Genomic DNA, 15,241 nt, shown 5'->3' with positions numbered 1-15,241 from the left:
CCACTCCTGAAATGAAGCTTTTATGACAAAAGTTCGGTAGCACATCGCCATTCCGGTCATGCCTATGTAACGCGCTTGAGGGGGCCGCGAGGTCGCTTTTCCAGCCGAGGCGGGACACCGGGAGTGAGGCAATGGGGACTATGGGGACTATGGAACGCTACTCGAAAGTGGGTATGCAGGAACTCGATCAACGCCTGTCGAAGATCGTCGAGGCCGCGCGTAAAAAACCGGTTTCGGTCTATCGCTACGGTGCGCCATGGGTCTGGATCGTGTCCCAGGATGACTGGCAGGGCGCCTTGAAAGAAGCGTCGAGCTACATCCCTCCGGGTCATTCGCTGGTGCTGCTGCGGCCGCAAATCGACGACCTGCTCGACGATCATCGCGACGTCCTGCAGGGCCTCAGCGCCGAGCCCGGCATGCTCATCGCCCCGCAAACCGTCATGCACATCCTGTTGCTGCAATTGCTCTATTCGGTCCCCAGCGAACAGCAACTCTACGAACAACTCAACTACAACCTGCTGTTCCGCTGGTTCGTTGGCCTGGACCTGAATCAGAAGGTCTGGAGCTTCAACGTATTGAGCCGCGACATCGCCACGTTGTTGAGCAACCCCCGGGCGGTTCAACTGATCCAGAAAATCATTGGTGAAGTGTTCTGTGGAGCCTTGCTGCAAATGCCGGAGTTCTCCTTGAACTTTGCGCTGCTGCACACCTGGCTGGGCAAACACACCGCGTCATCGACAGCAAGCAATTGAGTGGGCCAAACGCTGGGCAAACAGCGACGGTCATTTCGAATTCAGGGGGTGGTGTGGAGCATCTTTTCAAGTCACGGCTGGTGCTGTGGAGCTGGCTGCTGGTGGCGGCTGGCGCGCAACCGGTATTCGCCGAAGAAACAGCACCGGTGGCACCGACAAAGTCGGTCGATGTGAACGAGTATTTCGTGCGCGGTAACACCGTGCTTGATGCCCGTGCGATCGAAGAAGCGGTGTATCCGTTTCTCGGTCCGCAAAAAACATTGAGTGATATCGAAGGCGCCCGGGATGCCTTGCAGAAGGTGTATCAGGCCCGCGGTTATCAGTCGGTATTCGTCGAACTGCCGGAGCAGAAAGTCGACGACGGCATCGTCTATCTGCAAGTCAGCGAAACCAAGGTCGGCCGCGTGCGCGTGGTGGGAGCCAAGCATTATTCACCGGTGGAAATCCGTGAGGACGTGCCGGCGCTGAAAGAAGGCGAAGTGCCGGACTTCGCCAAGGTCCAGACCGAACTGGCGCAGCTCAACAAGACACCGGGCCGGCAGGTCATGCCGCTGGTGCGCGAAGGGCTGCGGCCGGGCACCATGGATGTGGACTTGCAGGTGGAAGACCAGAACCCATGGCAAGCTAGCCTGGGCCTGAACAACGACTACAGCGCCGACACCGAAAAGCTGCGCAGCGTAGCCAGTCTCGGCTACAACAACCTTTGGCAGTTGGGGCACAGCGCCTCGCTGACGTTCTTTACCGCGCCTGAGGACACGGCCAACGCCAAGGTCTGGTCGGGTTCCTATACCGCGCCCCTCAGCGAACGCTGGAGTGTGCAGTTCTCCGGTTACCAATCCGACAGCAACGTCGCCACCATCGGCGGCAGCAACGTGCTGGGCAAGGGACACTCGTATGGCGTGTCGGCGATCTACACATTGCCGTCCAGCGGCAACTGGTCCAACTCGCTGTCGGCCGGCATCGACTTCAAGGATTTTGACGAGCAACTGGACCTGGGTGGCGAGAGCGACAAGGTGCCGCTCAAGTACGCGCCATTCACTTTCGCCTACAACGGCTTTCGCTACACCGAAAGCTCCCAGTTGGGTCTCGGTCTGAGCCTGGTCGCCAGCACGCGCAGCGTCCTCGGTTATGGCAGCGATGACGAAGACTTCGACTACAAACGCTATCGCGCGAGCCCCAGCTTCGCAGTGCTCAAGGGCGACAGCAATTACACCTTCACCTTCGGCAACGACTGGCAGACCGCGACCAAAGCCGCGTTCCAACTTGCGTCCGGTCCGCTGGTTTCCAATGAGCAGTTCTCCGCCGGCGGGGCGACTTCGGTGCGCGGCTACCTGGCCGCCGAGCGCACCGCCGACGACGGCTACCTGCTGAGCCAGGAACTGCGCACGCCCTCCCTGGCCAAGTACCTGGGCAGTTACGTCCAGGAGTGGCGCTTCTATACCTTCGCCGAAGGCGCCCAGTTGTACCTGCGTGACGAGCTTCCCGATCAGGACGCGGATTACGCCCTGGCCAGTGTTGGCCTGGGCACCCGCGCGAGCTTGAGCAAATGGCTTTCCGGCAGCCTGGATTGGGGCTACCCGTTGCTCGAAGGGCCGAACACCTCGAAACAGGAATCGCGTCTGCATTTCAACCTGCAAGCGACATTCTGAACCTACGGAGTAATTTTTCATGCAGCGCTTATTCATCGCTTTCCTGATCTGCCTGGGCCTCGTGCTCCCGGCCACCGCCCAGGCCTGGTGGCAGGATGACTGGCATTACCGTAAACAGATTTCGGTCGACACCACGCCCCAGGGCGCGGCGATCAATGAGGCGTTGGGCCGCACGGCGTTGCTGGTGCGTCTACACACTGGCAACTTCACTTTCGACGGCGTCAAGGAAGACGGTTCGGACCTGCGTTTTGTCGCCGCCGATGACAAGACCGTGCTCAACCACCAGATCGAAAGCTTCGATCCGCTGATGGGCATGGCGCTGATCTGGGTCGATGTACCGAAAGTCGAGGGCGGTCAGCGTCAGGACATCTGGATGTATTACGGCAACCAGAAAGCCCCGGCCACCGGTAACGGTCAGTTGACCTTCGACCCGAATTACACCGCGCTTTACCATTTCGACGGTGCCAACGGCACGCCGGCCAAAGACACCACGGCCTACGGCAATACCGCGCAAAACGCTACCGGTGCGAGCATTGATGGCGTGATCGGTCGGGCATTGCAGTGGAACGGCCAGCCATTGCTGCTGCCGGCCAGCCCTTCGCTGCAACACAACGCGGGCAGTGCGTTCACCTTCAGTGCCTGGTTGCGTCTGGATCAGGCCAGTGGCGAGCAGTTGGTCCTGACCCGCCGCGAAGGTGCTGGCAGCCTGCTGCTGGGCTTGACCCAGGGCATGCCGTTTGTCGAGATCGACGGTCAGCGCGCGGTATCGACTCAGCCGCTGAACCCCGGCCAATGGCAACACCTGGCTCTGACCGCCGAAGGCAGCAAGGTCTCGCTGTACGTCAACGGCCGGGAAACCGCGAGCCTTGCGGTCGCCATGCCGGTCTTCAATTCGATCATGGCCATCGGCGCCGATCTGCCGAGCGAAACTGCCGGTGTGTATCAGCCATTCGGCGGCGCGATGGATGAACTGCGCTTGTCCAAAGTCGTCCGACCTGCTGCCCAACTGATGGCCGATGCGAACGCCCAGGGCGCCGAGTCGAAATTGGTGGTCTACGGTGTCGACGAAGAGCAGTCGGGCTACGGTTTTGGCAGTCTTGGCTTCCTGCTTAATGCGGTGCCGATTGACGCCTGGGTGATCATCGCGGTGCTGGTGCTGATGATGTTCCAGTCATGGGTCATCATGATCCGCAAGAACCGCATGGTCAGCCGCGTCAGCACCGCCAACGAAGCTTTCCGCGAGCAGTTCGCCAATGTCGGTACGCGTCTGGAAATGTTCGCCGACGATCAGGAACTCGCCCAGCGCTTGCAGTACTCGTCACTGTGGCGCCTGTATCAGGTGGCGGTGAAGGAAATCCGCACCCGCCGCGAGCAGGGCGCCGACACCTCGTCGGTCTCGGCCGCCACCATTGAAGCCATTCGCTGCTCCATGGACGGCGTACGCACCCGCGAAAATCAGGCGCTCAGTTCAAAACTCTCGACCCTCTCCAACGCCATCGCCGGCGGCCCGTACATCGGCCTGCTCGGTACGGTGCTGGGGATCATGGTGGTGTTCCTCGGCACGGCCATGGCCGGTGACGTCAACATCAACGCCATCGCCCCGGGTATGGCCGCCGCCTTGCTGGCCACGGCCATGGGGCTGTTCGTCGCGATCCCCGCGCTGTTCGGTTACAACCGGCTGATCACGCGCAACAAGGAAGTCAGTGCCGACATGCGGGTGTTCGTCGATGAGTTCATCACCCGTCTGGCGGAGATGCACGGCGAAGGCCAGTTCAGTGAAGCGGCCCATCGCCGTGGCAATCACACCCATCCGTCCGTACCGGCCTGAGGAACACCGACATGGCTTCCGTAAATGCCTCCCACGACGATGACGATGATGCCGCGGTGGACAGCATCAACATCACGCCCCTGGTGGACGTGCTGATGGTGGTGCTGGTGATGTTCATCCTCACCGCCACCGCTCAGGTCTCGGGTATCCAGATCAATCTGCCCAAGGCCAGTGCCTCGGTGTCGCTGTCCGAAGCCAAGACCAAGGCGATATCGGTCAACGACGGCGGTCAAGTGTTCCTCGATGCGTATCCGGTGACGCTGGCCGAGCTGGAGGATCGCTTGCGCATCGAGAAGGCGCAAAACCCCGACTTTCCAGTGATTGTGCGCGGTGATGCCACGGTGCAATACCAGAAAGTCATTGAGGTGCTGGACCTGTTGCGTCGGCTGGAACTGTCCCAGGTCGGTCTTGTCACCGGCAAATCGAGCCAGGGCTGACTATGACCGCACAACAACCCTTCAAGCCGTTACCGGTGAAACCCTCGCCCCTGCGCTTTGTGAAGTGGGGGGCCGGTTTGCTGATCGCCGGCGTGGCCGCGTGGTTTCTCTGGCAGTGGGCCAACGACATGAGCGGCGTGCGTCGGGAAGCGCCCAAGGTGCCGACGATCATTCCGTTGCCGCCACCGCCACCTCCGCCACCGGAAAAACCACCGGAGCCGGAAACGCCCGTGGAAGAAAAGATGGTCGAGCCCGAACCGACGCCGGAGCCGGAAGAGGTCAAACCCGAAGAAGAGGCGCCGCCGAGTCCGGCGGAGGATCTGGCCAACCCGATGCAGATGGACGGCGACGCACAGTCCGGCAACGACGCCTTCAACGTCGGCGCCGGCAAGGGTGGCGGCATGGCCGGTGCCGGAGGCGGGCGTGTGGGCAATGGCACCTACAGCCAGTTCCTGGCGTTCACCTTCCAGCGCTTGCTACGGGAGAACCCGGACTTGCGCAACCTGGCGTTTTCGCTGCAGGCCGATGTCTGGCTGAGCAGTGTGGGCGAGATCACCCGGGTGGAACTGGTCAAGTCCAGCGGTAACCCTGAAGTAGACACCCAGGTCCTCGCCGCGTTGCGCAATGCCCAGCACTTGAGCGAGCGGCCACCGACCTCCCTGACTTTGCCTGTGCGCCTGTCCCTGCAAGGGCGACGTCCGGGTTAACCGAACATTTCAAGTTTTGCCAAAAGGAGTTGTGTGCAGATGATTTCCAACGTGAATCGATTGTCCCTGGCGGTCGGCATGGTCATTGCGACCCTGGTCGGGCACGCAGCGGCAGCCCCTGCGCCCTCGGAAAACGCCACGATCAATCTGATCCGCTTGCTGGTAGAGCAAGGCGTATTGAAACAGGACAAGGCCGAAGCGCTGATTGCCCAGGCCCAGAACGAAGCCGTGCAGGCACAGAAGGCGGCCAGCGCGAGCACCGCGGTGGCGACCGGGCCTGCTGCCGGCCCCGGCGATGTTCGGGTGCAATACGTACCGACGGCGGTACGCGATCAGATCCGCGATCAGGTCAAGGCTGAAGTCATGGCCACCGCCAAACAGGAAAACTGGGCCCAGCCCAACACGTTCCCGGACTGGATTTCACGCATCAGCTTCGACGGTGACATTCGTTTGCGTGACGAGTCGCGCTACTACTCGGGGACCAACAGTAACGAGATCGTCGACTTCGCCAAGCTCAACAACAACGGCCCGTACGACGTGAACCCCAACAGCAGCACCAGCCTGCCACCGTTGCTCAACACTCGTGAAGACCGCGAAAACCTGTTCCGCCTGCGAGCACGTCTGGGCATGAAAGCGGTGATCTCGCCGGAATGGACCGCGGGTATCCGAATCGCCACCGGTTCGGACAACAACCCGGTCAGTACCACCCAATCCCTGGGGGGCGGTTTCGGCAAGAAAGACATCTGGCTCGATCAGGGTTACTTGACCTGGAAACCGTCCAAGGAGTTAACGCTGACTGGCGGGCGGATTGCCAACCCGTTCATGTCCACCGACATGCTCTATTCCAACGACCTGAACTTCGACGGCGTGGCAGCGATTTTCGACCGCAAGCTAAGCCGCGACTGGGGCCTGTTCGGTACCGTCGGCGCGTTCCCGGTGGAGTACACCAACGACACCAGCTCCAGCAACGGTTTCGACAAGGAGGAGAGCGACAACAAATGGCTATACGGCGCGCAGGTTGGCGCCAACTGGGCGATCAACTCCAGCAACCGCCTGAAGGGCGCGTTGGCCTATTACCGTTTCGATGACATCGAAGGCCAGCGCTCCAGTCCTTGCGAGCCGTGGGCCGGCGCGCCAGGTTGTGACACCGATGGCAGTCGCTCGGCGTTCATGCAGAAGGGCAACAGTGTGTTCCTGCTGCGCGACATCACGCCAAACCCGCTCAACCCGGCCACCACGGCGCAACCGCAATTCGTCGGCCTGGCGTCGGAGTTCAACCTGCTGGACCTGAACGTCATGTGGGACGCCGACTTGCCTGAAGACTTCAAACTGCGCAGCCAGGGTAATTACGTACACAACCTGGGGTACGACGAAGGCGAGATGCGCAAGCGTTCGGCCGGACAGATCGTCAACAACCTCGACAGCAATGGCGATATCGAAAGTGGCGCCAATGCCTGGATGGTTCAGTTCACCCTCGGCAGCGAACTGGAGCTGAAGAAGCAGGGCGACTGGAACATGTTCGCGGGCTACAAATACATCCAGCCGGACGCCTTGCCTGATGGCTTCAACGACTCGTCGTTTCACTTGGGCGGCACCAACGCCAAGGGCTACTTCCTTGGCGGTAATTACGGGCTGGCCAAGAACGTCGTCGCCACTGGTCGCTGGTTGAGTTCCGAAGCGGTGTATGGCGCGCCGTTCGACATCGATGTCTTGCAGCTTGAAATCAACACGCGCTTCTAAAGCGCCGGGAGAGCTTCATGAACACAAAAATCCTGCTGTTGGCCTTGGGGGTGTTGGTGTCTCAAGGGGTGAGCGCCGAAGGCATGGAGGAACGTCTGCGCACGCAACTGCGCAGCACCACCCAGCAGTTGCAGGCCCTGCAAAGCCAACAGGCTCAGGCCAGCGCCGCACAAGTGGCGGCCGAGAGTCAGGCCAAGGCTGCTCAGGCGCAAATCAAGCAATTGACTGCCGAGCTGGCCAAGGTCAGAGGTGTGGCTGAACAGTTGGCCGGTCAGCACGACAGCCTGCAAAGCCAGGCTCAGGCGCAAGCGGCGGCCAGCAGCGAGCAGATCGGCAAATTCAAAAAGGCCTATGAAGAACTGTTGGTGATGGCGCGCGGCAAAGAAACCGAGCGCTCGAAGCTGGCGGCACAATTGGCCGAACGTGACACACAAATGCAGCAATGTACGGTCAAGAATCAACAGATGTATGGCGTGGCCAAAGAGATTCTCGCGGCGTACGAAAAAATCGACGTCGCCGAGGTGATAAAGATTCGCCAACCGTTTGCCGGGACCGCTCGGGTCAAGTTCGAAGAGCTGGCCCAAGGCTTTGGCGACGAGCTCTACAAGACCCAATTCGACGCGCCCCAGGCTGCGGTTACTCACTGAACACCAGGGAAGAACTTCACATGACTCAATTGATCAGCCACGTATCGCCACAATCCCTCACCGACGTGCTGCAAGCCGCCGGCTACCGGGTCAACCAGACTGAACAGAACGGCATTGTGCAGTTACTCAGTGCCAGCCAGGGTATCGGCTACGCCGTGCGTTTTGGCAACCCTGCCGTCGAGCAAGGCAGCTACGTCGACTTCACTTTCAGTTGCGCCCTGCGGGTGCAGGGTGCCTTGCCGGCCGGGCTGGCAGAGCTGTGGAACGCCTCGCGACGTTTTGCCCGGTTGTCGGTGCAGGGCGAATTCCTGGTCATGGAAATGGACGTCGTGGTTGCCGCCGGGGTGAGCGACGATCACCTGCGAGGCAACCTGGAACTCTGGGATCGTTTGCTTCAGGAATTCATCGTTTACCTGCGCGAATACAGCCAGAACGCCGGGCAATTGCAGGCTCAGGCTGAAACCACCAATGAAGAGGTTCCAACCCTGTGAAAAAACGTACGGTAGTAGCCAGCGCGGGTGCGTTGGCCGTGCTGGTGGTTGCCGTTGCGCTGGGGGTGCGCCCGGGTAATGACCCTATCGCGGCTCAACAGCCAACGTCATCGACGGCACTGTCGGCGAGTGAACCTGCAGTGGCGCGACTGGGCAATCAGCAGGTCGCACCCGAAGAACTCAAAGCCTTGCTGGCAACGTTGCCGCCGGAGTCACGGGAGCAACTACGGGCCAATCGTGGAGCGCTGGAAGGGTGGATTCGCTCACGTCTGGCCGAGAAAGCGGTGCTCGAACAGGCCGATGCCCAAGGTTGGCGCCAGCGGCCGGAGGTCGAACGGCAAACCCGTGCCGCCACCGAGCAAATCATCTTTCGCGACTACCTGCAGTCGGTCAGTCAAGTACCGGCCGACTACCCCAGTGCAGTCGAATTGCAGCAGGCTTATGAAGCGGGCAAGTCCGAGTGGATGACGCCGTCGTTGTACCGGGTCAGCCAGATTTTCCTCGGGATAGCCGATCCACAAAATCTTGAAAGCATACGCAAGCAGGCGTTGGAGCTGAGCAAGAAAGCCCAGGCGACACCGACGGAATTTGCCGCGTTGGCGAGTCAGTATTCGCAGGACCGCGCCAGCGCCGAAAAGGGCGGCGACACCGGTATGCAACCCCTCCAGCAATTGTTGCCTGAAGTACGCGGCGCCGTGTCGCGCCTCAAGGTTGGTGGCGTGTCGGAACCGGTGCAGAGCAGCGCTGGTTTTCATGTCATCAAACTTACCGAGCTACAACCGGCACGGGTCGCAACCCTGGACGAATTGCGCGAGCGCCTGATACAGGCCTTGCGTGCCCAGCGACAGGAGCAGATCGCCAAGGCCTACCTGGAAGGCATGCTCAACACCGCTACGCTGAGTATCGACTTCGCGGTGTTGAACAACGTGTTGGAGGACAAGCAATAGGGTAGTGGCACAACCTAACGTTCCGCCGTCCGTCCAAAGCCCGGCACTTGCATGCCTTCGTCACCTCCAACGTTCAAGCACGGAAATCCCGCGCCTCAGAATGGAGAGTCACCATGGACATTGATGAGAACGCGCCCGGCAATATTTCTCAGTCGGGCGTGACGGGCAGTACGGACAACGAAGCAGGCCATGATCCGAAGCGCAATGAAACCGAGGTTCCGTTGCCGGCGGACGACGAAGCGCCTGTCGATGAAGAAATGGCAGATGTGGATGCCAGCAATTCAGTGGCGAGCGAGCACCCCGCCCCCTGATGTTTCCAGTCAATGAGCCCGGCGACAGTGCCGGGTTTTTTGTTCCTGGGATTCACTACAGCCAGACAGCGGACCTGAGCGTCTGCGCTGGATAGCGCATCTGTGCCCGCGCAGGTATTTACTGGAAACAATTCGCAACATACAATGAGAATCATTGCTACTAACTCATTGAGTGCGACGTCTTGAACCTTCCTCCCTCCTGCATCCGCCGTAAGGCTTTCCTGAAACACACGTTGCCAACGCTCTCCTGCGTCATGTTCGCAAGTCATTCATGGGCACAGGCACCTATCGAACTGCCAAGCACCAATATTCAGGCCACCGGCATCAACCAGGACGCGAGCTACACGACTTCGCAGGCCAGTACGGCGAGCAAGAGCGATGTGCCGATCAAGGAGGAAGCGCAATCGGTCAATGTGGTCACCCAGCAGACGCTGGCCGACTATCAGGTGCGCTCGCTTAACGATGCAATGAAGTTCGTCAGCGGCGTCAGCCAGAGCAATACGCTGGGCAACTCTCGGGACTCGCTGGTAAAGCGCGGTTTCGGCACCAACGATGATGGCTCGATCCTGCGCGATGGTGTGCGTTCCAATCTGGGGCATAACTTCAGTGCCACGACCGATCGTATCGAAGTGCTCAAAGGACCTGCGTCGATGCTGTACGGCGCGCTGGAACCTGGCGGATTGATCAACGTCATCAGCAAAAAGCCCGAATACACCCAGAGTACGACCCTCAGCGGCTCGGCCTATAGCGAAGGCGGCGGCGCCCTGGCCGTGGACACCACCGGGCCGCTGGGCGATACCGGCCTCGCGTATCGTCTGATTGCCGAACGGGAAAACGAGGATTACTGGCGCAACTACGGGGTGAATCAAAGCACGCTGATCGCGCCATCGCTGACCTGGACCGGCGACCGCGCCAGCCTGACCCTGAGTTATGAGTACAACGAGTATTCCAGCCCGTTCGACCGCGGCACCGTGTTCACCAACGGTCATCCCGCCGACATCGACTACGACAAGCGCCTCGACGAACGCTGGGCGAAAAGCGTCGGCACCCGTGAACTGGCGACTGCGCGGTTTGACTATCAGTTGAGTGACGATTGGAAAACCCGCATCACCTACGGCTGGAACAACGACCGTTACAGCCTCTCGATTGCCCAGCCAACCCTGTTGACCGGCAACACTCTGCGACGGGCTGCCAACGGTGCCCACTACGACGACGAGACTCGCTATGCCAGCTGGGATTTCATAGGCCAGCAAGACCTGTTCGGTCAGCGCCATGACCTGCTGATCGGCGCAGACACTGAAGCGTCCGACCAGTTTCGCGGCAAAACCTACCGGAATACCGCGCAAGCGGGTTTCAACATCACCTCGCCTGTTTACGGGCGTCTGGCCGAGCCGAGTCTGGTCAGTGCCACCCAAAGCGACTTGAGCAATCAACTGACCTCCAGCTCCGTGTACTTCAAGGATAACTGGCACCTCGATGATCGCTGGATCCTGGTACTCGGCGGTCGTCAGCAGCATTACGATCAGTACAGCGATCAAGGGCGGGGCAGCCGCTATACCGTCAATCGCGACGATAACGGCGATGCCTTCGTGCCGTTCCTGGGTCTGGTCTACAAAGCCACCGAGACGCTGTCGCTGTACGGCAACTACAGTCGTTCGTTCAAACCCAACACCGAGGTCGATGATGCCGGCCACACCTTCGATCCGGAGGAGGGTCGCAGCTTTGAGATCGGCGCGAAGTACGATCCGCTGCCGGGGCTGAACTTCAATCTGGCGCTGTTCGACATCGAGAAGAAAAACGTCGTGACCTCGCAGACAGTCAATGGCATCAGTCTCGCAGAGGCGGCGGGCAAGGTCGGTTCACAAGGCCTGGAGCTGGATGTCACCGGGCGTGTGGCCGAACGCTGGGACCTGATCGGCACCTACGCCTACACCCACACGGAAATCCTCGACGATCCGGACGACGAAGGTCATCGCCTGGCCGATGCGCCGAAGCACACCGCCAGCCTGTACCTGACGCATCACCTGAATGTCCCTACGGAGTTTGGGGCCTGGCATGCCGGCGGCGGGGCCCGTTACGTCGGCGAGCGCGCCGCCAATAACGCCAACGATTTCTGGATGAGCAGCTACACCGTGGCCGATGCCTTCGTGCGTTGGGAGTTGCCGATGCTCGGGTACAAGACCTCGCTGCAGTTCAACGTCGATAACCTGTTCGACAAGCAGTACTACCCGTCCTCCACCGGTACCCAACTGGCGGTCAACGTCGGCGAGCCGCGCACCGCGCGCCTCAGCGCCAGTGTGACGTTCTGATCCGCCGGCCTTGAAAAAGAAAAGGGTCGCGAGAGGTTATCTCGCGACCCTTTTTCTTTTAGCGTTTTTACGCTTGCCAATCGCTCGGCGCCACTTGACGGCAAAAGGGGAGGCAGAAGCGTGCTGACACTGCTCCGGATGTTGATCAATCGATGAGCGGGTCGCCCTACTTGCAGCCCACGGGTGTCGGTCACGCATTTGGCCGTTACAATGCGTGCCTCGACCGTGATAAACCAGATAAAAAACATGTCTCTGCCTAAACATCACCTGGAATTGCTCAGCCCCGCTCGTGACGTGAGCATCGCCCGCGAGGCCATCCTGCATGGCGCCGACGCCGTGTATATCGGTGGCCCGAGCTTCGGAGCCCGCCACAACGCCTGCAACGAGGTGAGTGAGATCGCCGGGTTGGTTGAGTTCGCCCGTCGCTATCACGCCCGGGTATTCACCACGATCAACACGATCCTGCATGACAATGAGCTGGAGCCAGCCCGCAAGCTGATCCACCAGCTGTACGATGCCGGGGTCGATGCGTTGATCGTCCAGGACCTGGGCGTGATGGAGCTGGATATTCCGCCGATCGAACTGCACGCCAGCACCCAGACCGACATTCGGACCCTGGCGCGGGCGAAGTTCCTTGATCAGGCCGGCTTCTCCCAACTGGTATTGGCTCGCGAGCTGAATCTGCAAGAGATACGCGCCATCGCCGACGAGACCGATGCAGCGATTGAATTCTTCATTCACGGCGCGTTGTGTGTCGCGTTCTCCGGCCAGTGCAATATCTCCCACGCCCAAAACGGCCGTAGCGCCAACCGTGGCGACTGCTCCCAGGCCTGTCGTTTGCCGTACACCCTCAAGGATGACCAGGGTCGCGTCGTCGCCTACGAAAAACACCTGCTGTCAATGAAGGACAACAACCAGAGCGCCAACATCCGCGCGTTGGTGGAAGCCGGCGTTCGCTCATTCAAGATCGAAGGGCGCTACAAGGACATGGGCTATGTGAAGAACATCACCGCCTACTACCGCCAGCGCCTGGACGACGTGCTTGAAGACCGTCCGGACCTGGCGCGTGCCTCCAGTGGTCGCACCGCGCATTTCTTCGTGCCCGACCCGGACAAAACCTTCCACCGTGGCAGCACCGACTACTTCGTCAGCGATCGCAAGATCGACATTGGCGCCTTCGACTCCCCGACTTTTACCGGCCTGCCAGTCGGCGTGGTGGAGAAAGTTGGCAAGCGTGACTTGCAGGTGGTGACCTTCGATCCGCTGTCCAACGGCGACGGCCTCAACGTGCAGATCAAGCGCGAGGTGGTGGGTTTTCGCGCCAACATCGCCGAGCCCAAGGGTGAGTTCGAAGAGGATGGCCAGAAGCGCTATCGCTACCGCGTCGAGCCCAACGAGATGCCGGAAGGGATGTACAAGCTGCGGCCCAACCATCCATTGAGTCGCAACCTGGACCATAACTGGCAGCAAGCCCTGCAGAAAACTTCCGCCGAGCGCCGCATCGGACTGAGCTGGATTGCACAGCTGGACGAGCAGCGCCTGCAACTGACCGCCACCAGCGAGGAGGGCGTCAGCGCCAGCTTGTCGCTGGACGGCCCGTTTGGTCTGGCCAACAAGCCGGAGCAGGCCCTGGAGCAATTGCGTGATCTGCTCGGTCAACTGGGCACCACGGACTACCACGCCACCGCCATCGAGCTGAAGGCCACCCAGGCATTCTTCATCCCTAACTCGCAGCTCAAAGCCTTGCGCCGCGAAGTGATCGAAGCGCTGACCGTGGCCCGTCTGCTGGCCCATCCTCGAGGTGGTCGCAAAGCCGAAACCGTTCCGCCGCCCGTGTACCCGGACTCGCACCTGTCGTTCCTCGCCAACGTCTACAACCAAAAGGCTCGCGACTTCTATCACCGTCACGGCGTCAAGTTGATCGACGCAGCTTTCGAGGCCCATGAGGAAACCGGAGAAGTGCCGGTGATGATCACCAAGCACTGCTTGCGCTTCTCCTTCAACCTTTGCCCTAAACAGGCAAAAGGGGTTACGGGAGTTCGCACCAAGGTCGCGCCGATGCAACTGGTGCACGGTGACGAGGTGCTGACGTTGAAGTTCGACTGCAAGCCCTGCGAAATGCACGTGATCGGCAAGATCAAGGGCCACATCCTTGACCTGCCGCAACCGGGCAGCGTCCAGCAGCCGATCGTCGGTCACATCAGTCCTGAAGACCTGCTCAAGACAATTCCTCGCGCGCCCCACTAAGGCGGCGCGAGCCTCCAGTCACAGGCGATGCTGTGGCTGGGGCAAGCGTCCGTAGCCGAAGTACTCAGAATCAGTAAGCAGCAGCCTGTCCGAGTGGGTTGTCCTGCACGCTCGCGATGAGATGCAGAGGCATGTGGGGTTGTTCATCAACGGTTGAAACCTCGAAACCACCCACCACCTGGGGTTGTCGCACACTCACTTCGGTCGACTCTCCTGCCATTATTTTCGCCATTCTCGCGTGATTCGCTGCGATTTCATTGAGAGTTGACACGTTACATCTCCAGGTGACTGACTCAGCGCGACGCTGGTCCTTTAAATGATCGGGTAGGCGCAGCGTCAGAATTACGTCGTTTTTGAGCTGCTACGACGAGCGTGTGCAAACGCTGAGCCAGACGTTGACGCTAATGGTGGTGCAGCGGTGCGCAGGCGACGAGCGGCGGCGCCTCTTCCTGACGACGTGAATAGCTGCCGAACCAGGGTCAGAGAGCGCAGAGTCTGTGACGAGGGAGCAAGCCCTCGCCACAGGCCGGCGGTTACTCGATCGGGTCGAGTTGATCCAGCGCGCGGTTCACATTCAGTTCAGCCAGCATGATGACTTGGGCGATGCCCAGCAGGGTATTGCGACTCGGCCCGTGCGTGAGGTCCGCCAGATCCATGGTCATAACATGGGCTGAGGCCAGTGATACGCAAGCGTGTCCCAGAAGGTCTTCTGTGTTGATGTGCGGATCGAGGGTATACATCGTGCTCGGTGTGCGCGGGGTGGCTCGGATGTCGGCGTAGGAGGGGATGCGGTCGGGCTCTTCGTGAAGCTTTTCTGAATGGATGTTTTCGTGGGTGGAGGCTGGATCTGTTTCGGGTGGATTGGGTGTTGGCTTGGGCATTGATGACACTCCTGGGATATGAGGAGCCATCACCCCTTCGCTACCAAACGAGGGGTGGCAGCCATACGCAGGTTGGTAGACCGGTCCAGGAACCCGGCGCATCCGAAGACGCCCCGCGCATGGCCACCATAAGACGCAGAGACAACTCTGCAGAGGTGGCGCGATGCGCCTGGAAAATCCGGGCTACCAAACCCGATCGCTGTTTTTTTCAGCGACCGGAAAACGATAAGCCCCGGGCTTAAGGCGCACAAGCCGGCGGATTCTGGCGTAACCGTAGGCAATGACGCAAGGCGCT

Annotated in this window: 14 protein-coding genes; 12 read left to right on the top strand and 2 right to left on the bottom strand. The window is 60.3% G+C overall.

Annotated features, from left to right (window positions below):
- Positions 1 to 140: 140 nt before the first annotated feature.
- The 12 genes from ACYZT9_RS17000 (at position 141) to ACYZT9_RS16945 (ending at position 14,065) form a co-directional block, all read left to right on the top strand.
- Positions 141 to 752 (top strand): transposase, encoded by a 612-nt coding sequence (locus tag ACYZT9_RS17000; RefSeq protein WP_462010246.1) that lies wholly within the window; start codon positions 141 to 143, stop codon positions 750 to 752.
- 53 nt (positions 753 to 805) lie between these two features.
- On the top strand, positions 806 to 2,401 hold the full coding sequence (locus ACYZT9_RS16995; RefSeq protein WP_462006588.1) for a ShlB/FhaC/HecB family hemolysin secretion/activation protein: 1,596 nt from the start codon (positions 806 to 808) through the stop codon (positions 2,399 to 2,401).
- A 19-nt stretch (positions 2,402 to 2,420) separates the two neighbouring features.
- The gene (locus tag ACYZT9_RS16990) at positions 2,421 to 4,229 is read left to right on the top strand and encodes a DUF2341 domain-containing protein (RefSeq protein ID WP_462006587.1); all 1,809 of its coding nucleotides are present in this window, start codon (positions 2,421 to 2,423) and stop codon (positions 4,227 to 4,229) included.
- 11 nt (positions 4,230 to 4,240) lie between these two features.
- Positions 4,241 to 4,666, top strand: a complete 426-nt coding sequence (locus ACYZT9_RS16985) for an ExbD/TolR family protein (RefSeq protein WP_462006586.1) — start codon at positions 4,241 to 4,243, stop codon at positions 4,664 to 4,666.
- 2 nt (positions 4,667 to 4,668) lie between these two features.
- Positions 4,669 to 5,373, top strand: coding sequence for an energy transducer TonB family protein (locus tag ACYZT9_RS16980; protein WP_462006585.1), 705 nt, complete (start codon positions 4,669 to 4,671; stop codon positions 5,371 to 5,373).
- 39 nt (positions 5,374 to 5,412) lie between these two features.
- On the top strand, positions 5,413 to 7,113 hold the full coding sequence (locus tag ACYZT9_RS16975) for a putative porin (RefSeq protein ID WP_462006584.1): 1,701 nt from the start codon (positions 5,413 to 5,415) through the stop codon (positions 7,111 to 7,113).
- Between the two features lie 17 nt (positions 7,114 to 7,130).
- On the top strand, positions 7,131 to 7,760 hold the full coding sequence (locus ACYZT9_RS16970; RefSeq protein ID WP_462006583.1) for a DNA repair protein: 630 nt from the start codon (positions 7,131 to 7,133) through the stop codon (positions 7,758 to 7,760).
- Positions 7,761 to 7,780: 20 nt separating this feature from the next.
- The gene (locus ACYZT9_RS16965) at positions 7,781 to 8,251 is read left to right on the top strand and encodes a YbjN domain-containing protein (RefSeq protein ID WP_462006582.1); all 471 of its coding nucleotides are present in this window, start codon (positions 7,781 to 7,783) and stop codon (positions 8,249 to 8,251) included.
- Positions 8,248 to 9,198, top strand: coding sequence for a peptidylprolyl isomerase (locus tag ACYZT9_RS16960; RefSeq protein WP_462006581.1), 951 nt, complete (start codon positions 8,248 to 8,250; stop codon positions 9,196 to 9,198). The genes ACYZT9_RS16965 and ACYZT9_RS16960 overlap by 4 nt, the downstream gene beginning before the upstream one ends.
- Before the next feature lie 113 nt (positions 9,199 to 9,311).
- Entirely contained in the window at positions 9,312 to 9,509 is a 198-nt protein-coding gene (locus tag ACYZT9_RS16955; protein ID WP_462006580.1) for a hypothetical protein, read from the top strand.
- 254 nt (positions 9,510 to 9,763) lie between these two features.
- A complete protein-coding gene (locus tag ACYZT9_RS16950; RefSeq protein WP_462010245.1) occupies positions 9,764 to 11,818 on the top strand; it encodes a TonB-dependent siderophore receptor in 2,055 nt (684 codons plus the stop codon).
- A 246-nt stretch (positions 11,819 to 12,064) separates the two neighbouring features.
- Complete coding sequence (locus ACYZT9_RS16945) at positions 12,065 to 14,065, top strand: peptidase U32 family protein (protein ID WP_462006579.1); 2,001 nt, start codon at positions 12,065 to 12,067, stop codon at positions 14,063 to 14,065.
- Positions 14,066 to 14,135: 70 nt separating this feature from the next.
- On the opposite strand, the gene ACYZT9_RS16940 is transcribed toward ACYZT9_RS16945, so the two are convergent.
- Together ACYZT9_RS16940 and ACYZT9_RS16935 are read right to left on the bottom strand one after the other, a co-directional pair.
- Positions 14,136 to 14,336 (bottom strand): hypothetical protein, encoded by a 201-nt coding sequence (locus ACYZT9_RS16940; RefSeq protein ID WP_462006578.1) that lies wholly within the window; start codon positions 14,334 to 14,336, stop codon positions 14,136 to 14,138.
- A 262-nt stretch (positions 14,337 to 14,598) separates the two neighbouring features.
- Positions 14,599 to 14,946 carry a DUF6124 family protein gene (locus ACYZT9_RS16935; protein ID WP_462006577.1) on the bottom strand — a complete coding sequence of 116 codons (348 nt, stop codon included), beginning with the start codon at positions 14,944 to 14,946 and terminating at the stop codon, positions 14,599 to 14,601.
- Positions 14,947 to 15,241: the final 295 nt, after the last annotated feature.

The organism is Pseudomonas sp. ZT5P21 (genome assembly GCF_054897785.1).
Note: the sequence above shows the minus strand (reverse complement) of the source record. Positions and strands in the feature narration are given on the sequence as shown.